General features: G+C 52.7%; 23 protein-coding genes, 1 tRNA gene and 2 pseudogenes. 16 read left to right on the plus strand and 10 right to left on the minus strand.

Annotated features, from left to right (window positions below; translation table 11 throughout):
* The first annotated feature begins 86 nt into the window (after positions 1 to 86).
* The 6 genes from aroA (at position 87) to GEOB_RS11765 (ending at position 5239) form a co-directional block, all read left to right on the plus strand.
* On the plus strand, positions 87 to 1376 hold the full coding sequence (gene aroA, locus GEOB_RS11740; protein WP_012647444.1) for a 3-phosphoshikimate 1-carboxyvinyltransferase: 1290 nt from the start codon (positions 87 to 89) through the stop codon (positions 1374 to 1376).
* Entirely contained in the window at positions 1373 to 2116 is a 744-nt protein-coding gene (cmk, locus tag GEOB_RS11745) for a (d)CMP kinase (RefSeq protein WP_012647445.1), read from the plus strand. The genes aroA and cmk overlap by 4 nt, the downstream gene beginning before the upstream one ends.
* Positions 2113 to 2961 (plus strand): 4-hydroxy-3-methylbut-2-enyl diphosphate reductase, encoded by an 849-nt coding sequence (locus tag GEOB_RS11750; RefSeq protein WP_012647446.1) that lies wholly within the window; start codon positions 2113 to 2115, stop codon positions 2959 to 2961. The genes cmk and GEOB_RS11750 overlap by 4 nt, the downstream gene beginning before the upstream one ends.
* A 70-nt stretch (positions 2962 to 3031) precedes the next feature.
* Positions 3032 to 4792 (plus strand): 30S ribosomal protein S1, encoded by a 1761-nt coding sequence (locus tag GEOB_RS11755; protein ID WP_012647447.1) that lies wholly within the window; start codon positions 3032 to 3034, stop codon positions 4790 to 4792.
* 54 nt (positions 4793 to 4846) lie between these two features.
* Positions 4847 to 5128, plus strand: coding sequence for an integration host factor subunit beta (locus GEOB_RS11760; protein WP_012647448.1), 282 nt, complete (start codon positions 4847 to 4849; stop codon positions 5126 to 5128).
* A gap of 24 nt (positions 5129 to 5152) precedes the next feature.
* A tRNA-Leu gene (locus tag GEOB_RS11765) sits at positions 5153 to 5239 on the plus strand.
* Between the two features lie 112 nt (positions 5240 to 5351).
* On the opposite strand, the gene GEOB_RS11770 is transcribed toward GEOB_RS11765, so the two are convergent.
* From GEOB_RS11770 to GEOB_RS11780, 3 genes are all read right to left on the minus strand, one after another.
* Complete coding sequence (locus GEOB_RS11770; RefSeq protein ID WP_012647449.1) at positions 5352 to 6266, minus strand: lysophospholipid acyltransferase family protein; 915 nt, start codon at positions 6264 to 6266, stop codon at positions 5352 to 5354.
* Positions 6267 to 6489: 223 nt separating this feature from the next.
* Positions 6490 to 7350 carry a L,D-transpeptidase gene (locus GEOB_RS11775; protein ID WP_012647450.1) on the minus strand — a complete coding sequence of 287 codons (861 nt, stop codon included), beginning with the start codon at positions 7348 to 7350 and terminating at the stop codon, positions 6490 to 6492.
* A 25-nt stretch (positions 7351 to 7375) separates the two neighbouring features.
* Complete coding sequence (locus tag GEOB_RS11780) at positions 7376 to 7624, minus strand: hypothetical protein (RefSeq protein WP_012647451.1); 249 nt, start codon at positions 7622 to 7624, stop codon at positions 7376 to 7378.
* A gap of 622 nt (positions 7625 to 8246) precedes the next feature.
* On the opposite strand from GEOB_RS11780, the gene GEOB_RS20135 reads away from it, so the two are divergent.
* The 6 genes and pseudogenes from GEOB_RS20135 (at position 8247) to GEOB_RS11805 (ending at position 12234) form a co-directional block, all read left to right on the plus strand.
* A complete protein-coding gene (locus tag GEOB_RS20135) occupies positions 8247 to 8396 on the plus strand; it encodes a hypothetical protein (protein WP_012647452.1) in 150 nt (49 codons plus the stop codon).
* Positions 8393 to 9103 carry a M48 family metallopeptidase gene (locus tag GEOB_RS11785; RefSeq protein WP_012647453.1) on the plus strand — a complete coding sequence of 237 codons (711 nt, stop codon included), beginning with the start codon at positions 8393 to 8395 and terminating at the stop codon, positions 9101 to 9103. Before GEOB_RS20135 ends, GEOB_RS11785 begins: the two co-directional genes overlap by 4 nt.
* Positions 9104 to 9453: 350 nt before the next feature.
* Positions 9454 to 9669, plus strand: coding sequence for a hypothetical protein (locus GEOB_RS11795; RefSeq protein ID WP_012647454.1), 216 nt, complete (start codon positions 9454 to 9456; stop codon positions 9667 to 9669).
* 35 nt (positions 9670 to 9704) lie between these two features.
* Positions 9705 to 10448 (plus strand): annotated as a pseudogene (locus tag GEOB_RS20765) (5'-3' exonuclease); the annotation flags it as partial.
* Between the two features lie 138 nt (positions 10449 to 10586).
* Positions 10587 to 10991: pseudogene (locus tag GEOB_RS20770) on the plus strand (ribonuclease H family protein); the annotation flags it as partial.
* Positions 10992 to 11382: 391 nt separating this feature from the next.
* Positions 11383 to 12234 (plus strand): cytochrome c3 family protein, encoded by an 852-nt coding sequence (locus GEOB_RS11805; protein WP_012647456.1) that lies wholly within the window; start codon positions 11383 to 11385, stop codon positions 12232 to 12234.
* A gap of 136 nt (positions 12235 to 12370) precedes the next feature.
* Here GEOB_RS11805 and GEOB_RS11810 read toward each other — a convergent pair whose 3' ends face one another.
* Together GEOB_RS11810 and GEOB_RS11815 are read right to left on the minus strand one after the other, a co-directional pair.
* Positions 12371 to 12985, minus strand: coding sequence for a hypothetical protein (locus GEOB_RS11810; RefSeq protein WP_012647457.1), 615 nt, complete (start codon positions 12983 to 12985; stop codon positions 12371 to 12373).
* Positions 12986 to 13066: 81 nt separating this feature from the next.
* Entirely contained in the window at positions 13067 to 13741 is a 675-nt protein-coding gene (locus GEOB_RS11815) for a DUF2959 family protein (protein ID WP_012647458.1), read from the minus strand.
* A 399-nt stretch (positions 13742 to 14140) separates the two neighbouring features.
* Between GEOB_RS11815 and GEOB_RS11820 the strand changes: the two genes are divergently transcribed.
* Positions 14141 to 16219, plus strand: a complete 2079-nt coding sequence (locus GEOB_RS11820) for an Ig-like domain-containing protein (RefSeq protein ID WP_012647459.1) — start codon at positions 14141 to 14143, stop codon at positions 16217 to 16219.
* A 209-nt stretch (positions 16220 to 16428) separates the two neighbouring features.
* Here GEOB_RS11820 and GEOB_RS20320 read toward each other — a convergent pair whose 3' ends face one another.
* The 3 genes from GEOB_RS20320 to GEOB_RS11830 form a co-directional block, all read right to left on the minus strand.
* Positions 16429 to 16590, minus strand: coding sequence for a hypothetical protein (locus GEOB_RS20320; protein ID WP_012647460.1), 162 nt, complete (start codon positions 16588 to 16590; stop codon positions 16429 to 16431).
* A gap of 87 nt (positions 16591 to 16677) precedes the next feature.
* The gene (locus GEOB_RS11825) at positions 16678 to 17676 is read right to left on the minus strand and encodes an AMIN domain-containing protein (protein ID WP_012647461.1); all 999 of its coding nucleotides are present in this window, start codon (positions 17674 to 17676) and stop codon (positions 16678 to 16680) included.
* 112 nt (positions 17677 to 17788) lie between these two features.
* Positions 17789 to 18811: a cytochrome c3 family protein gene (locus GEOB_RS11830; RefSeq protein WP_012647462.1), complete on the minus strand. Its 1023-nt coding sequence runs from the start codon at positions 18809 to 18811 to the stop codon at positions 17789 to 17791.
* A gap of 132 nt (positions 18812 to 18943) precedes the next feature.
* Here GEOB_RS11830 and GEOB_RS11835 point away from each other — a divergent pair, with 132 nt between their 5' ends.
* Complete coding sequence (locus GEOB_RS11835) at positions 18944 to 19471, plus strand: DUF4124 domain-containing protein (RefSeq protein WP_012647463.1); 528 nt, start codon at positions 18944 to 18946, stop codon at positions 19469 to 19471.
* A 4-nt stretch (positions 19472 to 19475) separates the two neighbouring features.
* Here the strand turns inward: GEOB_RS11835 and GEOB_RS11840 are convergent, their stop codons facing one another.
* Entirely contained in the window at positions 19476 to 19991 is a 516-nt protein-coding gene (locus GEOB_RS11840) for a tetratricopeptide repeat protein (protein ID WP_012647464.1), read from the minus strand.
* Positions 19988 to 21316, minus strand: coding sequence for a HAMP domain-containing protein (locus GEOB_RS11845; protein ID WP_012647465.1), 1329 nt, complete (start codon positions 21314 to 21316; stop codon positions 19988 to 19990). Before GEOB_RS11845 ends, GEOB_RS11840 begins: the two co-directional genes overlap by 4 nt.
* A gap of 366 nt (positions 21317 to 21682) precedes the next feature.
* Here GEOB_RS11845 and nadC point away from each other — a divergent pair, with 366 nt between their 5' ends.
* Together nadC and GEOB_RS11855 are read left to right on the plus strand one after the other, a co-directional pair.
* Positions 21683 to 22513: a carboxylating nicotinate-nucleotide diphosphorylase gene (gene nadC, locus GEOB_RS11850; RefSeq protein ID WP_012647466.1), complete on the plus strand. Its 831-nt coding sequence runs from the start codon at positions 21683 to 21685 to the stop codon at positions 22511 to 22513.
* Positions 22510 to 23520, plus strand: coding sequence for a biotin--[acetyl-CoA-carboxylase] ligase (locus tag GEOB_RS11855; RefSeq protein WP_012647467.1), 1011 nt, complete (start codon positions 22510 to 22512; stop codon positions 23518 to 23520). The genes nadC and GEOB_RS11855 overlap by 4 nt, the downstream gene beginning before the upstream one ends.
* The last annotated feature ends 5 nt before the right edge of the window (positions 23521 to 23525 follow it).

Genomic DNA, 23525 nt, shown 5'->3' on the forward strand with positions numbered 1-23525 from the left:
AATTTACACAGTGAAGGGTGACGGTCCGATGTCCCTTCACTTTTCAATTTTTATGATGCTGCAAATAACGTAACAGGAGTGGTAGCTTGCAAATCCATACCTCCAAGCCGGCAAAGACAGTCCGGGGCGAAATCACCGTTCCCGGCGACAAATCAATCTCACATCGTTCCATCATGCTTGGCTCCCTGGCACGTGGCATTACCACGGTCAAAGGTTTTCTGCGGGGCGAGGACAATCTGGCAACCCTGAACGCCTTTCGTGCCATGGGGATCATCGTCCATGACGACGGTGAAACGTTGAAAATCGAAGGCAATGGCCTCCATGGCCTCGGCGAACCGGCCGATGTGCTTGATTGCGGCAATTCCGGCACCTCCATGCGTCTCATGACCGGTCTTCTCTCCGGGCAGCGGTTCTTTTCCGTGTTGACCGGCGATCAATACCTGCGCAAAAGACCCATGAAACGCGTTCTGGAACCGCTTAACCTGATGGGGGCAACGGTGTTCGGTCGTGCCGGCGGCGATAAGGCGCCCCTGGCCATAGTCGGCACCAGCCTGAAAGGGATTGCCTACCAATCGCCAGTTTCAAGCGCCCAGGTGAAGTCGGCGATCCTTTTGGCCGGCATGTACGCCGATGGCGAAACACAGGTGACTGAGCCGCACCTTTCCCGTGACCATTCCGAAAGGATCCTCCGCTATTTCGGCGCCGACATCGAAACCTATTCCGGCGGTACAAGGATTCGCGGCGGGCGTGAGCTTGAAGGACGCGAGATCATCGTTCCCGGCGATATTTCATCTGCCGCATTTTTCATGGTTGCCGCACTGATTGTCCCAGGTTCCGAGTTGCTCATCAAGGGGGTCGGGGTAAATCCGACCAGGACAGGTATTATCGATATTCTCCAGGCCATGGGGGGAGATATCACCCTGCAGAATTGCCGTGAAAGTTCAGGCGAGCCAGTAGCCGACATCCTGGTGAAGTCTTCCCGGCTGAAGGGGATCGAGGTCGGCGGCGACCTGGTGCCGCGGGCCATCGACGAGTTTCCTGTCATCTGTGTAGCCGCATCGCTGGCCGAAGGGAAAACCGTCATTCGCGATGCAAAGGAATTGCGTGTCAAGGAAACGGATCGGATCAAGGCAATGGCTTTCAATCTGCAGAAGGCTGGTGTCGCTGTGGTGGAGACCGAGAACGGCATGGACGTGACCGGTATGGAAAAGCTGGAAGGTTGCACTGCCGAGAGTTTCGGCGATCACCGCATAGCCATGTCCATGTTGATTGCCGGGCTGGCGGCCAGGGACCAGATCACCGTCAATGATACGGAATGCATAGGCACCTCCTTTCCCAATTTTACCGCCCTGCTGCAAGGGGTGACTGTCATATGAAGGAGAGCAGTGCCGCCGGCCGTAAAAACGGCCTCATTATTGCCATAGACGGACCTTCCGGCGCCGGGAAAAGTACCATTACCAAGCTGCTGGCTGAACGCCTGGGATATATCCATATCGACACCGGCGCCATGTTCCGTGCCATTGCCCTGAGTGCCAGCCGTAACGGAGTAGAGGCCGACGATGATAGAGGGTTGGAGGAGCTTTGCCGCAGCACCGATGTGGTGCTGAAGCGCAGCAATGGCTGCTGCATGGTCCTCCTCAATGGCGAAGATGTTTCCCATGCCATTCGCACCCCCGAGATCAGTGCACTCACCTCGAAAATATCGGCGAGAAAGCCGGTGCGAGAGAGCTTGCTGAAACTTCAGCGGCGCATGGGAGAGCAGGGAGGGGTCATTCTGGAAGGGCGGGATATCGGGACGGTCGTATTTCCCGATGCGGAGGTCAAGTTCTTCCTTTCCGCTTCTGCCGAAGAGCGGGGCCGACGCCGCTATCTGGAGCTGGTGGCCAAGGGGGAGCAGGTAACCCTTGAACAGACCATTGCGGCAGTGATAAGCCGCGATGAAAACGATGAAAAGCGTGAACATGCGCCGCTACGCTGTGCCAATGATGCCGTTATCATCGATTCCACCCGGCTCAGTATCGAAGAGGTGCTGGAAAGTATGGAGAAGAAGGTGCGGGAGAGGGTGCCAGAGCAGCAGACCTGTTTTACAGATGGAAGGGAGATATGCGGCAAATGAAGATCATTCTGGCCAAGCAGGCGGGTTTCTGCTTTGGTGTAAAAAGGGCAACACAGATAGCGTTCGAAGCTGCCGGCAAGGGAGGGAAGACTTTTACCCTCGGGCCGATTATCCATTCTCCCCAGGTGGTACAGAAACTTGAGGAAATGGGGGTCAAGGCGCTGGAGAATGTGGCAGGGATGGATGAAGGTACGATCATCATCCGCTCCCACGGGGCTGCCTCCGATGAACTGGAAGAAGCAGTACGCAAGCAGTTGGATATTCTGGACGCCACCTGTCCGTTTGTGAAAAAGGCCCAGGAACATGTGAAGAACCTGTCCAATTCGGGCTATGATGTGGTGGTCGTCGGTGATGCAGATCACCCGGAGGTTCAGGGCATTGTCTCCTATGCCACCGGGAAGGTTTATGTTGTCGCTTCCGGAGAAGAGGCCGTAAAACTGCCGAAAATGGGGAAAATCGGTGTTGTTGCCCAGACCACTCAGTCCTTCGAGAACCTGAGGCATGTTGTCGATGCCTGTCTGGTCAAGGGGGGAGAGATCCGCGTTTTTCACACCATCTGCGATGCAACGGCGGTAAGGCAGGAGGAAGCGAAGAAGTTGGCAAGCCAGGTGGACTGCATGGTCGTTATAGGCGGCTACAACAGTGCCAATACAAAGCGTCTTGCCGAAGTCAGCGCCGAGATCCAGCCCAGAACGCACCACATCGAGATGGCCCAACAGCTGGATCCCGCATGGTTCGAGGGGGTGAAGATTGTCGGTATCACAGCCGGAGCTTCCACGCCGAAATGGATTATCGATGAGGTGCTGGAGCAGATAGAGAGTATTGCCAAGGATAAAAACCGTTGAATTTTGCAGCAGATGTGATAAGTTAGCATGATTTTTACAAAGGAAGATTATATCAGGGGGTAGTTCTTACATGGGAGACGACAAGAAAACATTCAAGAAAAAAGATATGCCGATCAGGCGATTGCATGATACGGATGAGGATGTGGAGCAGGGACACGAGGGACTTGAGGAATTTGCCGAGCTTTACCAGGACAGCCTTCGCCAGCCGCAGGCGGGTGAAATTGTCAAAGGTGTAGTTGTCCGTATCGAGGCAGATTGTGTTCTGGTCGACGTGGGATACAAATCTGAAGGGTGCATCCGCATCAACGAATTCATCGATGAAAGCGGTGAACTCACCGTCAAGGTTGGTGAGGAAGTAAATGTTTTCTTTGAGCGTGGCGAAAATATCCGCGGGCATATGGTTCTCTCCAAAAAGAAGGCAGACTCCCAGGTTGCGTGGGAAGCCATCGCCGCAGCAGGTGGTGAAGGCGGCATCATCGAAGGCAAGATAACCGGCAAGGTTAAAGGCGGACTCATCGTAGACGTGGGCATAGAGGCATTCCTGCCCGCTTCCCAAGTGGATATCAGACCTGGCGGCAACCTCGATCGGTTCATTGGTGAGACCTGCAATTTCAGAATACTGAAGATGAACCGCAAGCGCGGCAATATCGTTCTTTCCCGCAGGGCACTGCTGGAAGAGGAACGGGAAAAGGCACGCAGCACCACCCTGGCCACGCTAGCCGAGGGAGATGTGCTTGAGGGCGTTGTCAAGAACATCGCCGATTACGGGGCATTCGTGGATCTTGGAGGCGTTGACGGGCTGCTGCACGTTACCGACATGTCATGGGGAAGGTTGAACCATCCTTCAGAAGCGGTAAAGGTAGGCGATGCCCTCAAGGTGAAAGTTCTGAAATACGACCGGGAAAAAGGGAAGATTTCCCTCGGCCTCAAGCAGACCATGCCAGATCCATGGCTCAACGTGGAATCGAAATACCAGATTGGCGACCGGGTACAGGGCAAGGTTGTCAGCCTCACCGAATACGGCGCCTTCATTGCCCTTGGCGAAGGTGTCGAAGGTCTTGTTCATATCTCCGAAATGTCCTGGACCAAGAGGGTACGTCATCCCTCCGAGCTGCTGACCGTTGGTCAGGAAGTGGAAGCGGTCGTCCTGGGCGTGGATGTTTCAAGCCGTCGCATCTCCCTGGGTCTTAAGCAGACCGAGGTCAATCCCTGGACGGTGATCGGTGACAGGTATCCGGTGGGCACCAAGATCGAGGGGCAGATCAAGAACATTACCGACTTCGGCGTCTTCATCGGCATCGAGGACGGCATCGACGGACTTGTCCACGTTTCCGACATCTCCTGGACCAAGCGGATCAAGCATCCGGGTGAAATCTTCGGCAAAGGGCAGACGATCCAGGCCGTTGTCCTCAACATCGATTCTGAAAACGAAAGGCTTTCCCTCGGCATCAAGCAGCTGACTCCCGATCCCTGGAGCGAAATTCCGAGCAAATACCGTTCGGGCACCCGCGTCAAGGGCAAGGTAACATCCATTACCGATTTCGGTATCTTCCTGGAGATCGAAGAGGGTATCGAAGGGCTGGTCCATATTTCCGAGCTTTCCCAGGAGAAACTGGCATCGACCAAAGATTTCGCCGCTGTCGGTGACGAACTCGAAGCAGTCGTTCTCGGTGTCGATGATGTTGAGAAAAAAATCGCCCTCTCCATCAAGGCTTTACAGACAACCATCGACAAGGATGAGCTCGCTTCCTACATGGGATCTCAGGGTGAGGCCACTTCCAACCTGGGCAAGCTGCTCAAGGAAGGGCTGAAGAAGAACGGTGACGAGTAACAGACCCTGAAGTGAATGTTTTGCAGTAATTTAATTGCCGCAAGAGGTGTGTAGATGACAAAGAGTGAATTAATAGATAAGCTGGTGGAAGCAAACAGTGTGCTATCGCGCAAGGAATCCGAGGCTATCATATCCATAGTTTTCGATTCCATGAGTGATGCGCTTAAAAGCGGTGAAAAGGTGGAAATCAGAGGTTTCGGCAGTTTCACCATCCGGGCCCGCGATGCCCGCGAAGCAAGAAATCCTAAAAGTGGCGAATTGGTCAAGATTCCTTCGAAAAAGACTCCTTTCTTCAAGACCGGGAAAGAGTTGCGGGAACGGGTAAACTGCGCCTAGCAGACATCCTTTTTGGCTAAGTCTGCCCGGATGGCGGAACTGGTAGACGCAAGGGACTTAAAATCCCTCGGTCGCAAGGCCGTGCCGGTTCGATTCCGGCTCCGGGCACCACGTAATAATTAGTTAAGACGGAAAACATAAAGCCCTGAGAAATCAGGGCTTTTATTTTTGCCTTGTCTATAATTTAATTTGCAGAGCTGTACCGGATGGGACGACTTTAAGATTAAATAGCCGCTCCGGCTCGTTTCCAGCGCCGGTGCACCCAGTACCACTGGGTCGGGTGTGCTACCACATAATTTTCCACATAGCGTGACAGGGCTTGGGTTTCCTTTTTGATCCCTTCATCGCTCATGTCCCCGCTGAAAAGATGTTCGGGGTAAAAAGTGAGCACATGTCGTTCTTCTTCACGATGGATGAAGACTGGAATCAGCGGCACGCCGCTTTTCCTGGCAATGATTACCGGAGCCTTGGAGGTCCAGGCCTTTCGCCCTATGACGTCAACCAGGTATCCTTCCTCGGGGAAAACAGCCTGATCAGCCAGCATGCCCACCATCTCCCGCTTTTTCAAGGCAGAAAGAATTCCTTTCAGTGCTCCCTGTTTGTATATCAGTCGGCTGTTGTAGCGTGAGCGCATCTGCTCCACCATCCTGTTAAGGTAGGGATTATCCTGACGGCGGGCTACTCCGGAAACTTCTCTGCCGAAGAGGCTGCTGAGGGTCAGTGACATAAGTTCCCAGTTGCCGCAGTGGCCGCTGAGAAAGATCAAACCTTTCCCCTTTGCTCTGGCCGCCTCATAGTTTTCCCTACCGCGTATTTCGATATTGGCAATGACATCTTCCCCCCGGCCATGGTAAAGGCGACAGATCTCCATCAACGATCTGCCCAGATTTTTAAAAGTTCCACGGGCCAGTTCTCCAGCGTCTTCGCATTTCGAATTCCAAAGATGATGGGACTTCATGAATGGAAGCGAAAGATTGATGTTTTCGATTATGACAGCACGCCTTTTTGGGACTATATGGGGAATCAGGAGCCCCGCCAGCGCCCCCAGGCGGTAAGCTAAGGAAGCGGGCAGAAGAGCTGCGGCCAGGGTGAGACAATAGATGATAGCGGTTTGAATTGCCCAAAAGATGTGTTTCACGGATGCACCAGCGCCTTCCCGGGCACCTCAGTCGCTGATCTGTGTGAAGATATTACAGGCAGTGAAAGGGGGTACGCAGTATGTTTATTTAATTCCCTGTCCACCATACACCACGTACCTGAAATATTGGTCTTTTAATTACAATAAAAGCGGGGAATCCTAAACGAACCCTAATGGTTAGGAGGGGCGATCACTCTTAAACCCGGGTCAATCTGGTAAATATTCAGGGGCCGGGGGCCATGTTCGGCGGTCCGTCCGCTCCTCCGGGAGGCTCTCCAACGATGAGGACCCGTGGTCCCCTTTTCAAGGGGTGCAATTTCCCGTCTACGTCATGATTGGGGGATATTGCCCATTCAAACAGTTTCCTGGCCGTGTCCATCAGCGGATAGTCAGGAAAGCCATAGTACTCCTTCTGCATATCCTCATCGTAGAGCCCTACACAGCCGTGGGAAGCAGGATAGCCGGGCATGTCACGGCCATGGATCCAGTATTCGACACCCTCCTCGTTCACCAGGAATCGCAGACCGTAGTGCATGGGATAGGGAATGTCCTTATCTTCGATTGTATAGAGGGACGATTCGTGTCTGCCGCTATAGGCATCGATGCGGAATTCGCCCGGAGGGGTGATGAAATCACTCTTTCCCGAAGCGATGGGGGATGAAAAGACAAGCCTGCCTTTGTCATAGACACCAAGGAACTGCTCCGTCAGGTCGATGAGGATGAATTTCGGGTCCTTATCCGAGGCTTCGTACGCCAGTTCAGCGGGAACCGGAGCAAAATTCTCTACATCCTCCAAATTCACCGGGATTTTCAGTCTGGTACCCGGCAGAGCATGGCGCCGGTCTATGCGGTTGAACCGGGCGACACTCTGCCACCGGTCGCCGAAGAGACTCTCCATGCTTTCGTTTTTCTTCAGCCTATGGCAGGTCCATGGAATCTTCACATCGCTGGGATAGCTGATTTCGCAGGGAGAAAGCTTTTTCTCCTCTTCGGCGGCAAAGGCAGCGGCAAAGAAGAAGATAATCCACAGTACAAGCCCGGTACTGAAGACCCTGCGCATCGTTTCACCGGGTGGCATAATCATGTTTGAACCCTCCTGTCCAGCGGATTCAAATGATCTTGAACGCTCCTCCTTCCATATCCTGCTCAAACATGCATATCCAGTATGAAAGGCAGCCGGCAACATAGTTTTTCATGACGTGGGTCGGTTTGTAAACGATAGAGACCCTGGTGAAATCGGGATAGAGCCTCTCCAAACGGTCAACATAATCAACGGTGCCGATTTCGAATTCGTCGGACGAAAGCCTGCTGCTATGAACCACTGCATGAAACGCTTCATAATCCTTTTGCGACAGCATTGTTCCCCCTGGGCATTGCAATCTGCCGAAACCGCGTGCATGGCAGGTGATTGGTATCAAGTGGGAGCGGAAGTCCCGATGTGATAATTATATCGATAAAAAGCAGGTTTACACTGATCCGGCCGAGTGCTTCGGGCTTTATTCATCACCCGGATCTGACGGATAGAAATGACTGTTTAGAGCGGGAACATTATCATCCACAGCAATTGTGGATAACTTGCCTTCATCTGTGGATAAGGGTAAAAAAGTATACGTTTCCTCAGGTACTTTTACAGTCTGCACAAGAGATAGGCAGAAGATGTAAGTATTTGAAATTACGTGTCAATATAAATTTGTTATTTTTAAGATTATAATAATATAATGTTAGCGAAGGGTAAGATATGGATATTTACCTGCTTGTGCATAACTACAAGAAAATCAATGAAATAGCGCTTCTTTAAAATCCAAAATCATATAAATGCACGCCAAACGTGCATATATGACCAATTTGGGATTTCAGAATCCCCCCTCAACCCCGTTCTCTGCATTAAAACCTATGTCTATCTGGTGCAAAGGAAACCGAGAATGCACTCGCTTAGGGGCCGAATCGCTTTCGAACAACAATTTCAAATCGAGGATGCGGATGCTACTGTTTGCAGTAATAGGGTTGCAGAGAAAAATATTGACATCGGCCGAGGTGAAAGGAAACAGGGGAGTTGAAATCAGTCTTGACCAGATGGATGCACTGATCGAGCGGACGATGCAGGTGGCAAGACACAGGAGCGGCCTGTGAATCTCTCCAGAGGCACCATTATCCACGGGAAGGACACCATCTGCTTCAATGTCTTATATGTGGCCAGAAAGACGTTGGAAATAGCGGTCCATCCTGACAGCAGAGTGGTGGTGAAGGCTCCAGTCGGCACCCTTTTCGACGAGGTGCAAAAGAGGGTAGTAAAACGTGCAGGGTGGATAAAAAGGCAGTTGGATTACTTTCGGCAATTCGAACCGAGAACGCCGCCAAGGCGGTATCTGGGGGGAGAGACACACCTGTACCTTGGACGGCATTACCGGCTGAAGGTAGTTAAGGGGGACGAAAATATGGTGAAGCTGGTCCGGGGCCATATGTGTGTTTCTCTGGCCGAGCCTTCCCCTGAAACGGTGAAGGCACTACTGGATCAATGGTACAGACAAAAAGCAGTAGCTAAATTCAATGACAACTTTGACCGATGCTGGCCGTCATTCAAGAAAATACTAGGAGAAAAGCCGAAGATTCAGATTCGGCGGATGAGTAAACGATGGGGAAGCTTGTCCAAAGGGGGAATTCTTACCCTCAACACCGAGCTGATCCGTGCGCCGAGGGAATGTATCGAGTATGTCATTACCCACGAGTTGTGCCATATGGAGTGCCACGACCACAGCTCAGCCTTTTATGATCTACTGGAAAAGGTAATGCCTGACTGGGAAAAGCGAAAGCATAAGCTGGAGTTGGCACTGGTTTAATTGGGAGGGGCGCAACTTGGACGCAGGGTGGGACAAAACATCCGTTGGTGCAGAAGTTACGCAATACGCAGGCTTATTTTTTGATGAATGACACCAGACCTGATATTGTGAATGAAGAATATGGCTGGAAGAGCATGCATTCGCTTCAACTTTTCCTTAATAAAAAGAACGCGCTTTGTTTGCCAAGAGCAGGGCTTACTGCAGAAAGGCAGCTTTATCGGAGCGACTCTGCCGGGTGCGGCGAGCGCTAAGGCAGAACTAAACCCCTTCCACATTGACAAGACCGGCTGCTGTTCGGTACACTCCCCCCAGCAAAAAAGAACAATCCCCCTGTCTGCCGGAGATCAGAAATGAATGTCAACACGCGGGTGCTGCGCCGGCTTTTGGCCAGCCGCACCGATGAAATCGAAAAAGCCGTTGCCGGTACCGGTTTTCTGCCGAGAACCGTCATGGGCGTCGCCACCTTTCTCTTGGACAACGAGGGCAACACCGATCTGTTTACTGCAAAGCAGCAGGAGATCTTCGACAGATTCATCAAGCCCCTACTGGAATCCACCCGCAGATAATTGGCTCAAGCTTTCAAAACGAAAACAAGAAAGTGATGGGAGAGAAGGTGAACCAGCCGCCGCAGCTCTATTTACTGGATGGCTCCAGTTACATCTACCGCGCCTATTATGGCATCCGGGACCTTGCCACTTCTGGCGGCATGCCGACCAATGCCGTCTTCGGTTTCACCAGGATGCTCCTGACCCTCCTGCAGGAAAACCGCCCCGACTATGTGGCCGTCGTCTTCGACCCTCCCCGGGAGGATACTTTCCGCCGGGAAATCTATCCCCCTTATAAAGCCCACCGGGACGCCATGCCCGAGGATCTGGTGCCCCAGATTCCCTACATCAGGAAGATGGTGCAGGCCTTGAATATTCCTGCACTGGAAGCGCCCGGCTTTGAGGCCGACGATGTCATTGCTACCCTGGCGCGGCGCTTTGCCGCGGAAGGAATCCAGGTGACGGTGGTCACCGGCGACAAGGATCTGCTGCAGATCGTCGGGGAGGGGATCGGCCTCCTGGACACCATGAACGAAAGGCGTTCCGGAACCGAGGAGGTCCTGGACCGCTTCGGCGTAACGCCGGAGCAGGTGGCGGATGTGTTGGGACTTGCCGGCGACACCGCGGACAATATCCCGGGGGTTCCCGGCATTGGTGAAAAGACTGCTGCCAAGCTGGTGCGGCAATTCGGCTCTCTGGAAGGGGTCCTGGAGTGGAAAAGCCTGGTCAGCGGCAAGGCGCGCCGGGAAAACCTACATGCCTGTGCCGATCAGGCCCGGTTGTCGAAACGGCTGGCCACGGTCCGCTACGATGTTCCCCTGCAGGTGTCCCTGGTCGACCTGCAACGGCGGACCCCGGACCTCCCGGTTCTGGTTCCCCTGCTGCGTGAGCTGGGCTTTGCGGCCCTGGAGGTCGCCTTCACCCCGCCGCCAACCGGTGTGGTGGAGCTTTACAGCGACGGTTCGGGAAGGGACTCGGGGCTTGGCGGCTATGGAGTGATTCTGCGCTATGGAGATCATGAGAAGGAGCTGAGCGGTTTCGAAGCCGCCACCACCTCCCAGCGGATGGAACTGATCGCGGCGATCAGGGGGCTGGAAGCATTGCATAGTCCGCGGAAGGTGCACCTTTTCAGCGATTCCCAGTACCTGGTGCGGGGGATGAACGAATGGCTGCAGGGCTGGATTCGTACCGGACGCCTGGAGACGCCGGACGCCCTGAAAAATCAGGATCTGTGGCAGCAACTGGCACTCCTGTCGGGCAAGCATCAGGTGACTTGCGAGTGGCTGCCGGGCCATGCCGGGCACCCCTTCAACGAGCGGTGCGACAAGCTGGCGAAACGGGCGGCAGCACAGGGGATAGCGCCCGAAGTATCGGCAATTGCTGCAGAGGAGGTAACTAAAGAGGAAACGGTGCTGCCGGTGCCGGCCGCTCCTGTCCAGACGGTGCCGCTTGCGGCTACCGTGGAAACGGAATACGATGCCGATGCCGATGGTCAGCTGCTGCTCTGCTGAAAGGCACGGGGTCACATAGCTCAGCCGATAGAGTAGCTGGCTGCCCGAGATTTGTTTTTCATCCGTTCCACTACTGTTGTCATAAAGACTTTAATCTCCGTATTTCTTCTCCTGAGGCTTTTAATGTTAAAGGCATTGCGCATAAAAAACAATTTATGTTAATTTCCTTAGACTAGAGGTCACAGATCCGGCCAAAACCAGATCCATATAAGGAGGGGTATTTATGAGGAAAACTGTTTTCGTATCGTTACTGCTTGTCTCAATGCTGTTTGTCTCGACCCTGGCGTTTGCAAAGGCTGATAAGTGGGGTAACAAGGAAGACCGCTGTGAAAAGTGCCATAGCGAGAAGCAAAACGCTCTGACCGCTGCAAGCGCGGTAACCACCAATAGCCTGATGGCTGCGGAGGCAACGGTAGCGGTGGTCAACAGCCACAAGACTTCGGCACCAATTCCGTCGTCAATGAAGCAGCAGATGATCACCTGGCTGACCGCGAACAACCTGCCGCTACCGGCCGACCCTGCCGTCAACTGGTCCATGTCCTGCAATACATGTCACGTCGTGCATGGTACCAACCCGCGGGTCTATCCAGGGCTCTTGCGTTATAACCTGCTCAATGGCGAACTCTGCCAGATGTGCCATGGCGGAACCATCAACACTGCCATCAACTGGACCACCCCCGAGGCCCGCCGGGTCCTCTATGCCCCCAGTAATCCGGGAAAACTTCAGGCAGACGGTATCACCGAAATTGTACCTCCGGCCGCGCCCAAATACGCCCAGACGGTCCGCGGTACCGTCAACTTCCCCCTTACCGCCTTCACCGGCATTCACTCGGGTAGAGTCACCGCTGATCTGGCGTATAAAGTCACCATTCCAGGGTCGATCTTCGGCGAGCGGATCGTTTCGCCCGCCAGCCACATGAGCTGGCAGTTCGAGCCTGAAATGATCACCTGGGATACGACTCTGGAGGCCAACCGCCCCTACATTGTCGTCATAACCCCTTTCACACCGTCAACATCCGTTGAGGCAACACCGGTCGTCCTCTCGGTATTAGTCGACAATACGACAGCGCCATAATGTACTGCCACGGCGGAGCAGACGGACCTGTTGTCTGCTCCGCCGGATCAGCTCATGGAACTCTTTCCGGACCAGCCGGTATTTTCCGGCTCTTGACCAGGGACGCCGACCATAACTGAACCAGCGCCCTTTTTCCCTACTTTCGTTGCCAAGGTGTCAGAACGTCCTTTACATTCATGCCGAGAAGTGAAGCTATCTCGCGAAAGAGGGGGAGTCCGAGCCCTAAGACGATAATCCATTTTCCTATCTTCGGCAGGTTGGAGAGGAGAAAGAAAGGGATCATCACCCACATGGAATCGGTTTCCACAACCTTTTGCAGGGCAAGGAACGTTCCGCCGACGAACATGCCATAGATGCTTTCCAGGATGCCCCAAAGCATCAATGCGACGGAGAGCAATACGAATCGCAGCAGAAGTAGCATGAGCCGCTCCCCTTTGACCAGGGGAGTAACAAGCTCGTGCGACATTCCTCCCGCTTCTGCCGCTTGCATCAGATCCCTTTCCTTGTCCTGTATCTCCAATTCGGTTTTTCTTGCTTCCAAACCGGTTTTGCGTATCAAGACGATGGAGTAGACCAGGCCGACAATTCCTGCCGGAATTGCAATGACTCCTGAGACGACCTGCCACCAGTGGGGCTGCCGGGCTGCTTCTTCTGCCGCCAGAACAGCAGTGGGACAGGTCAGTATGCCAAGAACGATAATTATGAGTTTTCGCAGCCGATCAGGTGGGCGCGGCAGAGCGGCCGCGCCCATCCTTCCGGCGTTTAACGGGTAGAGGACCCTACCCTTATGAATTCCAGAGCATTTGCTCAAGCACATTGCTTTGTGATACCGTTATTGCCCGCCAGCCGCGGCCCCACTACCTTCGCGAGCCATCTCGGACATTACCCGTTCCATTGCGGTTATGACAGGCTCTGCCGTATCCTTAAGCCTTCCACCATCACTAAGTGCCTTCTGGGCGGCAGGAGTAATTGATTCGATTCCTTTGTTGGTGAGGTCGAGTGAAAGCTGAGTCTGTATCTGTTTGATTTGGGACAGGTAGCCATTGAGCGCATCCTGAAATTGCGTGCTCGCCTTGGGTACTTCGCTATAAGCGCTGTTCAACGCGGCACGGCGCTGGCCGCTGGCCTCTCTAAGACTAGGATCGGTGTAGGTTCTTTCTTTCTTCTCCCATTCGGCTAGATATTCCCTTTGTTGTTCCTGCATTTTAGATTGGTCTTTCTCCAATTGTTTTGCCATCTTGTCCATCTTTTCCACATCGGCTGAATAGGCATCGAATTTGTTCTTTACATCGGCCTGACCCGGCTCGATGAGGCTATCCAGCGAAGCCTGAGTTGCGTCCACCTGCGCAAGAGTTTGTTTCAAACCGGTTTCTGCGGCTTGTACCTTGGTGGTTGTCTTTGCGGCTTCGCCTTTTCCCATTCCCATCGTTGCGCAGCCGTTCAAATAGGCAGTGCTGCCGAGGAGCAGTGTTGTGACGATGATTCCGAACCGAGTTTTGACTTTCATTGTGACCTCCCTTTTTGTGATTGTGGCGGTGGTTGATGCAATGAACGCGGCCCATGTGATGCTTTAATCGAAATATTGTCTGAATTAATTGTAATTAATTATACTTTAGCATCATGGGAGCCGTCTGCAACATTTCGGACTGGAGTAATGACTTGCATGAAGGACGAAAGGCCTTGCAATCGGACCTTGAACCTTTTGCTGTTCCATTATGGCCTTCCCTTTATTACCGGTTAATCGGGATTCCGCTTCTTCCCATCCTTTAGTGTACTAATGCCCATCTCCTTATTATTTGGACGTAAAGAATTTATTAATAAATTACTTGAAATTAGTAATCCTTTTTGTTATCAAGGGGGGCGGTGTTATTGCCTATTTCTTAATGAACACACGGAGGAAACACTGATGGGAAAACAAAGATTCAAGATATTCATGGCTGTGGTTGTTGCATTGCTTTGTGGGGCAGCCGGGCAGGGCGAGGCCGGTACACCTGTCTTCGGCAACATGTCGGGGCTTACCGTACCGGCAAGCTACAAGGTGACTAACCTGGATTTCAGTGCCATCGCAATCAACGACGCAGGGCAGGTGCTTTCCAGTGACTGCCGTTTCTATGACAAAGGCAATGTCATAAGTATCTACACGCCGGTGCAGCCGTGCATCGGTGTCGGTCTGAACAACGCCGGCCAGGCTCTTGTCTTTGGTGGCTACCAGAGTCCCGTCACCTACATTTACTCCAACGGGAATCTAACCCAGCTCAACACGGCACCATGGTACTCCCCTTCATGGATTGTCAGACCTGAAGGCATTAACGATTCGGGAAAGGTCATTGCTACTGCCGAGTACAGTGGCTGGCTCAGCTACTCGGTTCTTTTCGACACGGTTAATGGGACCAGTACCAACCTTTCGGCGATGATTCCCGGCGTGGGCTATAATGGCCCGCGAACCATTACCAATAAGGGGGATGTTTCCGGCTGGTACTGGGATGCAAACTACTCTTCACAGGGCTATGTCATACGGAGCAATATCTTTTCCCAGGTGCCCTACTTTTACCCCGTCATAAATGATAACGGAGTGACCGTGGGGAATCGCTCGGTGCTTGATCCTGTTACCGGCACCAGGTACGAGCACATGTTTTATTCGAAAAACGGGATGGAGGTGGATCTGGGCAATTTCGGCGGTTCCTACATCAGGGCGGAAGCAGTCAACGAGGCGGGGCTGGCCGTGGGATACGGTGCCTATAACCCTACTATCAATGGGTTGAACTACGGTTTTGTTACCGATGGGCGCAAGCTCTATAACCTCAATGACCTGGTCCCGGCCGGAACACCGACGATTTCGACTGCAAGCGGCATCAACGCCTATGGACAGATCGCAGCGGGGGTGATCCTGACCCCGATTACTCCTCCTGTTACCACAGCGTATCCTGACATTGCCGCAGGGAAGGTCAGTCTGCAGGCTTTAGATTACGATTTCGGCGTTAAAGCTCTCCATTACTCTCTCAACGGGGAGGCCGAAGTCGTTGAGGCTTCCGGTGCTGCAACCATTCAGCTCGTTCCCGGGGTAACCAACACCGTCAGCTATTATGCAATCGATAACGCCGATAATGTGGAAACGGCCCGAACCATCACCGTCAATCTCGACACCGTTCCCCCTGTGACCACCCCGGTGCTCAATGGCTATGTCGGGCAAAACGGCTGGTTTACATCGGCGGTTCAGGTGGCCCTATCGGCAATCGATAACTCATCGGGGATCGCCAGAACCGAATACAGCCCGGACGGCGTTAACTGGACGGTCTACACCGCTCCGCTCAACATAACTGCCAGCGGCGTCACCACCGTTTACTATCGGTCTGTGGACACAAATAACAACACCGAGGCTACGAAATCCATTGCCGTGTCCATAGATCAGGCTGCTCCGGTTACGACTGCCGTCGTCTCTGGAACCCTGGGAACCAATGGTTTGTACACCTCTGCCGTAAAAGTGGCACTAAGCGGCATCGATACAGCATCGGGTATTGCCAGGACAGAATACAGCGTTGATCAAACTACCTGGACTGCCTATGCTGCTACCGTCGATATCCAAACCGATAGCACCACCACGGTATACTACCGCTCGGTTGATTTGGCCGGAAACGTCGAAGCAGTGAAGAGCGTAACCTTTACCATCGACAAAACCGCTCCCTTCATCGGCAGCATGAATCCTGCTGCCAATGCCGTCAACGTCCCAATCGCCTCAAGCATTACTATCATCTTCAGCGAAGATATATCAACGGGAGGGGCATTTGCCGGCGTCGCTCTCATGCGGGGCTTGACCAAAGTTGCAACCTTAAATACCGTTTCGGGCAACACTGTTACCATCAAGCCTGTCAAATTGCTTGGCAAGATGGCTACTTACACTGTTACCGTTCCGGCCGGTGCCGTCATCGATGCTGCGGGTAACAACAGTGCCGCCAGTAGCTTCAGCTTCACCACCGGCAGACGCTAGATTTGAACGTCGACGGTTCACATGGCTTTAATTTTGAACTTGCAACCTGAAAAAAGGCCCATACAAGATTTTCTTGTATGGGGCCTTTTGGTGTGAATCTGTATGATCTTTTGTCGTTAGCATCTTGAGTTTCATCGGAAGGAAATGAAAGGGGGGCGGGATGACCTGCGAAAGGTCAATCTCTGCCCCCCATAAGACCGAAGCGGTCCCTAATGTTTATTCATGGCAAGTAGAAACTCCATCACGCCGAGAAGATTCACCAGCCTCCTGAACAATCTGTTTTTCTCCTGAATACTTCCTGCAGTTCGCAGCTTTTTCTTTAATAACTGAATCTGTTCCTGGACGAGATCTAGGGGATAAAGCGCCTTCATTGTCACCTCCGTGAGATTATAAAGATAAGTTAATCATCCCGGAGCATCTTGTCAAGGCCGCCAGCAGCCGATTCGTACCTTCATTTTTCACTTCTTTGCCGGAAAGACTATGGCCAAGCCCTTGTCATTCCGGTCAATTCTGTAGGAGGGAAAATTGCTTCCGTCAGCATCGAAAACCATGCGGACTTTGTCTGGGTAATTACCGACACGTGCCTTTGACAACCCGAAGCGTCGCAAGGGGATTTCTTTCGCTGCCAGAGGGGTTTTGCTCATGGGCACATCTATTACAAGCCGGGCCGGATTGATCAGGGTAAAGGCTTTATAGTCATCCAGCCGTGAATTGGCCGCAATTTCCAGGCTATTGTTATTGATGCGGATCCCATTGATGGTGCGGGACGGATTGGGCTGCGGCACGACCGGCAGCAGTATGCGTTTGTCAGCTGGAAGGGTTTTCAGTGGCTCCGGAGCTGGTGCGGCGGCTACTTTTTCGACGGCAGAACCGGGTATTGCAGCTGCCAGCGGCTGAGAGACTGGTATCGGGACGGGGACAGGGGCAGGAACTGACACGAGGGCAGCGGTTTCAGGGACTCCGACAGGGGCAGCGGCAGAGTCTTCAAGTATTTTATCGTGCATCTGTTCTGCGTGGCTATCTTCTGTTTTCCCGGTCACAGTTTCACTGCTCCTGGGCCGAAAGCTAACCATCAACCTGGACCTGTCGCCTGCATCGGGATGAACCGAAAAATCGGCGTCCGATTCCAGATTGATCACGATTCTGGTCAGTGAAAAGGTTGTTACCTCTTTTTTCTCAACGGTTATTTTGGATATGAGACCGGAACTGGAGATGACTGGGCTTACCTCGCCAGGATCAACGAGGGCCAGGTCGATAACAACCTTAAGCAGGTCCGGCATGCGGTAATAGGTGTAGGTGAGGGGACTGTCGGCGATGATTTCCATATGGGCGCCAGAACCTGGTCTTGAGACACGCACGTCTTGCAGGGTAGGATTGGATTTGGCGAGAGCAGTGCCGTTAAGGCCGGAAAATACGAGAAACATCCACACCAAACAAAGGGATCTGAAGTTTTGCATGATGAATTCTCCAATGCATTAAAATAGTGTAACTGTAATAGCCAACGGTGATACAGAAAAGGCGAAGCCGGGGCTTCGCCTTGTTCTTTCAAGGGGCTTTATTGTTTCACTTTTACATTTTGTGGCATTTCTCGCAGTCTCCTGCTACCGAGAAGGCATCCTTGGCATTGTGGCATGCGCCGCAGGATGCGCCGCTTTCCATCTGGCCCATGGTAGCGTGCTTTGCGCCGGCCTTATAGGGGAAAACCTTGGTGTGACAATCTATACATTTGTACATGCCCAGATGGAAATCATGACTGAAAGTTGCGTCCCCTGAGTCGGTCTTGAAGGTAATGTTGCCAGGCTTGAACCCTTTGTGGCACTTGTCGCAATCACCGCTGGAGGAGAAGGCTTCCTTGCCGTTGTGACATGCACCGCAGGATTTTCCCTTCCCCATGTCTTCCATGGTGAAGTGCTTTGCACCGGCCTTGTATGAAAAAATCTTGGTATGACAATCCTTGCAGCTGAACATTCCGGTGTGGACTTTATGGCTGAAGGATGCAGCACTTATACCCTTTGTTTTGAAGGTTAGCTCCTTCGGAGTCATACCCTTGTGGCAGTTACCGCAGTTGCCGGCAACAGTGAAGGCTTTGCTGCCGTTGTGGCATGCGCCGCAGGTTTTGCCTTTTTCCATCTGCGCCATGGTCACACGACCTTCCTTGCCGGTTATGACCTTGCCGTTGTGGCAGCTTTTGCATTTTCCCCCCAGCGATTTAAGGTGGGAATTGTGGCTGAAAGCTGCGTCTGTGGCACCTTTGACCTTGTAGGTTATATTGCGTGGTTTTCCTTTGTGACAGCGGTCGCAGGATTTTTCATCGGCAACGCTGAAGGTTTTGACGCCGGAATGGCAGGCGCCGCAGGACTTTGTCTTTTCCATTTCGGCCATGGTGAAGTGGCGGCGCTTTCTCAGATCAAAGATGGCATTGTGGCAAATTCTGCAGTTGTTGTTGTATTGTTTCAAATGAATGTCGTGACTGAATACGACCGGGTCGGCATTGTCAAACTTGAACTGGACGTCTTTGGTTTCCTTTGCCTGACTGAAAAGCGGGGTGGCCAAAAGAAAGAGAAATGCCAGGAGGGTGAGGCGAAGCTGCATGATACACTCCTTTATGAGAAATTTTTTTTATTTGAAATTGAGGTTTTTGACTATACACTCTGACTTATAAATCGTCAATACTATTGTACTCATGCAGACAGGCTGCCTGAGCTTCTATCCGGGAGTTACGCCATGAAGATCGTTTTTATTGTCCTGATGTCCGTCTGCCTTTGGATGCCGGCATCAGAATCACAGGCTGCAGTTTACCAGTGGGTGGACGACAAGGGGGTCGTTCATTTCACCGACAATGCCGACAAAATACCCTCGAAATATTTGAACAAGGTGCGGGAGAGAGAATCGGTCAATGGTTCGGTCACTGTCACCCCTTCAACTGTTCAGCCAAGCAAACAGCCGGATAGGGGAGATACTGTCGACAGGGCACCCGTCCGTGAAGACGAAGGAGTGTGGCGCTCCCGTTTCAGTGGATTGCGTGAGGAGAAAAAGCAGGTCGAACGCGGGCTTGTGGCAAAGAAGGAAAAACTGGCTACCTTGAGGCGAAAAAAGGCCGCTTATGGGCGAGGCAGTGACCGAACTGCTTATTATGACCAATATGCCGAGATTGAAAGGGATGAAACGCGGATCAAGGAGTTGGAACAGAGACTTCGAGATCTGGACGCTGAGGCGGGAAGGGCGGGGGTTCCTCTGGAGTGGCGGCAGTAACCTTCTAACGCCGCCTCGGTTTCTTTTCCAGTTCCATATCCAGATGTTTCAGCTGCTCAATGGTCTTCCGCAGTTCCTTGTTTTCCTTTATCAGTGAGAGGTTGTGTCCCTTCAGACTGGGTATTTCCCTGGCCAGCGCCCTTATCTCCCTGTTCTGGCGTTGGGCCTCTTTGATGACGGCCACAAGCGGCACGGACAACCGCGTCCATGGACTGGATGGATAATCCCGTTGCAGTGTTTCCAGCCTTTTCAAGGACTGCTCCATGTCCTCCCTGACAATGCCGGCTTTCAGCTGTATCAGGCTCAGGCGAAACAGAGCTTCGTCGGTTACTCCCGCTACCCCTTCCTTTGAGACCACCTCTCTGAGCCATTTTTCCGCTTCATGTTCTTTTCCTTCATCATACAGCTTCACTGCCCGTGCAAGGCTGCTGTCCCGACCATGGTGCAGGACGCCGCTTCCTTCCCTGCCGGTGGCGCAGCCGCTCAGTATCAAAAACATCATGAATAGTATTTTCTTCATCTTTTGACCTTGCGCCGATTTATCAGGTAATTGCTCCCCGGCATTGATTTGACGTAATCCTTGATTTCGGCGGCGGCTTTGGCAATGGCCACGGCAGAGTCAAACTCCCCTTTTCGGCATATGGTTATGGCAATGGAAATGGTCATGATCGGAAAGGTGCGCGGCACTCCATAACGGTCTACCGCATCGATCGCCCCTCTGGCCAGATCGTCCGGTGTGTAGTGGTTGCGGATCTCTTCGTCGAACATCTTGATGACTGCCTCGCAAACGGGAACCGAATTTTCCATGGCAACGACCATGACGAAGTCGTCCCCGCCGATGTGGCCGACAAACGCACTGTCTTCCGCCTTCGCCTTTACCGCCTCGTAAATGATCTCGCCGGCCTTTTTGATGACTTCGCTTGCTTTTATGTAGCCGTAATGGTCGTTATAGGCCTTCAGATTGTCCAGATCAGCATAGCATACGGCAAAGGGCACGTCTTCCTGCAGCCTTTTATTTAGAATGCCTTCTATTGCTATATTGCCCGGTAGCCTGGTCAGTGGACTGGCGTCCAGGCTCATCTGTTCCAGTACCTTGAGTCTCGCCGCCATATTGATAAAATCCCTTGCCAGTTCGCCGATCTCATCATCTGCCTTTATCTTCGGGTCATAATCGAAATCCCCTTCGGCGATCTTGTGGGTTGCCGTCTTCAGCCTTCTGATGGCGGTGGAGACATTATAGATGAAGAGGCTGGCCACGGTCATCGCCAATGCAAATCCTGTGAAGGAGAGGGCAATGGTCCAGGCGATGGTGAATTTTTCCTTTTCGTCAGCCGCCTCCAGCTTTACCCTGAGCTGGTCCTTGGTATTGTTATAAATGAGGTCGATGGCGTTGAAGACTTGAGCGGTGGAGCTTTTGAGCGCCTCCGGGTTGCCCTTACCTGAAAACAGCCGGTCGGCATTTATTCTATACTCTTCATAGCTCTTTAACAGAGGGGCAACATCCGGCTGCTGCCTGCTTTTTGCCAGTTTTTGCAACAGATCAAGAAACTCCAGTTCCCGCCCACGAAACATATCCGTGAATTCGGAGCTTTTCAGTATCTGATACTTTGCGGCATATCTTTCCTGGGCCTGCATCGTTTCCCGCAGCTTGCTCGTTGCATTCAATATGGCCAGATCGTTTCTGGCAATCTCGGTGGCTATCTTATGCACGGAAAAAAGACCGAAAATGGCGAAAGCGATTGCTGCGGCAGTAAAAAAAGCCATTGCCGCATAACCGGCAACCAGTCTTTGAACAAGGGTCAGTTTTGGTGAAAATGATTTAATTTTCATGAGCTGATTGACCATGGCTTGGCCATTCTATTGCAATGCCCTGTTTTAGTCAAATCATTAGCTTGGCATAATTGCTGTTGAGAGCCGATTGGATTGAGATAATCGGCTTAGGGCAATGTAACTGCCATGTATTAGCGGTTGCGAGTGGTGTATAGCTGTGTTATAAAAAACCACTTAAATAGTTTCCATCCGGAAACTCCGGATGAGAAACTAGTGGTTTCCGATTCGGAAAGAGGGGATTTTTTGTTCTGGCAAGGGAATCAAGGGCTTGCGCGGAGACGTACATCGGTACGTCGCACAAGTAAGCCCGCAGATTGACGCTGCCAGGGCAGAAAAGAACCCTTTCCGGATGGAAACTAAATAAATAAATGGGAGACGGCAATGATCGGTCTGGACAGGATAATAGAAAACGCCCTGATGGAGGATATTCATACCGGCGATCTTACCACCCAGGCTGTGATGCGTGAAAACAGGGCAATGCGTGCCACGCTGAAAGCCAAGGAGAACCTGGTCTTGGCCGGTATCAAGGTCGCCGCCCGTGTCTTTCACATTCTCGACAATTCCATTATCTTCGATGCACATTTCGCCGACGGTTCCCGTATCGAGAAAGGGGCCACACTGGCGGAAATCTCCGGCGACGCTTCCTTTCTCCTCCAGGGGGAGCGGGTTGCCCTTAATCTTTTGCAGCGCATGTGCGGAGTGGCAACCCAGACTGCTGCCTATGTGGAAGCTGTCAAGGGGACCGGCGCACGAGTGGTGGATACGCGCAAAACGACCCCGGGGCTGAGAATTCTGGAAAAATATGCCGTCAGGATCGGCGGCGGTATCAATCACCGCACCGGTCTTTACGACGGAATTCTGATCAAGGAAAATCATATTGCAGCTGCCGGCGGCATTACCGAAGCGATCAATCGTGCCAGGGCCTATATTCCCCACACATTGAAGATCGAAGTGGAAACTGAGAACCTCACCGAGGTGACCGAAGCTCTTGCAGCGGGTGCCGACATCATCATGCTCGACAACATGGATGTAGTGACCATGCGTGAGGCGGTTGCCATGATCGGTGGCAGGGCTCTGACCGAAGCCTCCGGCGGGGTTAATCTGTCCACGGTCAGGCAGATTGCCGAAACCGGCGTTGATATCATCTCTGTCGGTGCACTGACCCATTCAGTGCGGGCCATGGATATTTCCATGCTCATGGAGGGGTGTTGAAAGGGACAAAGCTCCAGACCGCAGACCTGGATAAACAGACCTTCAACCGGCGAATCCTTCAGATATTCAGGGACAGGAAAGGGGATGTGATCTCTGGCGAAGAACTGAGCAGCATGCTCGGCATCTCCCGAACGGCCGTCTGGAAGCACATCAAGGACCTGCGCAGGCTTGGCTACACCGTCCTTGCTGTTCCGGCCAGGGGATATCGCATGGTATCCTCTCCGGAGCGTCTTGTAGCCGAAGAAATAGCTGCAGGACTTCCGACCAAACGGATCGGCAAAAGAATAATCTGCCTCGAAGAGACTGACTCCACCAACAATGTTACCTTCAGGCTGGCCGAAGAAGGTACCGCCGAAGGAACGGTGGTCATTGCCGATGCCCAGTCCCGTGGCAAGGGAAGGCTTGGCCGGTCATGGGCATCCCCCAAAGGGGTCAACCTCTATTGCTCGGTAGTGCTCAGGCCATCGATGCCGCCTGTAGCCGCATCTCAGCTAACCTTTCTCTCCGTGGTCGCCGTAGCCAGGGCCATCGAGCTTTCAACCAGCCTCAAGGCATGGATTAAATGGCCCAATGACATCCTGATCAATGGCAGGAAGATTGCCGGCCTCCTCAACGAGATGAGCGCGGAAACGGAAAAGGTGAATTTTGTCGTGCTCGGCATCGGCATCAACATCAACATGCGTCAGGAGCAGTTTCCGACAGACCTCCGTCATCCTGCCAGTTCGCTGTACATTGAAAGCGGAGCAGAACTGGATCGAAACCGGTTCATCCGTACGCTGCTCAAGGAACTTGATGACCTCTATGATGTCTATCTCCAGCGGGGATACGGTCCGGTCAGGGAGGAATGGCTGTCGCGCTCCCAGTTATATGGTCGCAAGGCCCGGATTGACTGCCAGGATCGGACTATGACGGGAATTATAAGAGGAATTGACGATATGGGCGCACTGCTGCTCGATCTGGACGGCCGGGAGGAACGTATTCTTTCCGGGGATGTGACGCTGCTGTAATGGGG

The organism is Geotalea daltonii FRC-32 (assembly GCF_000022265.1).
GTDB classification, from domain to species: Bacteria; Desulfobacterota; Desulfuromonadia; order Geobacterales; family Geobacteraceae; genus Geotalea; species Geotalea daltonii.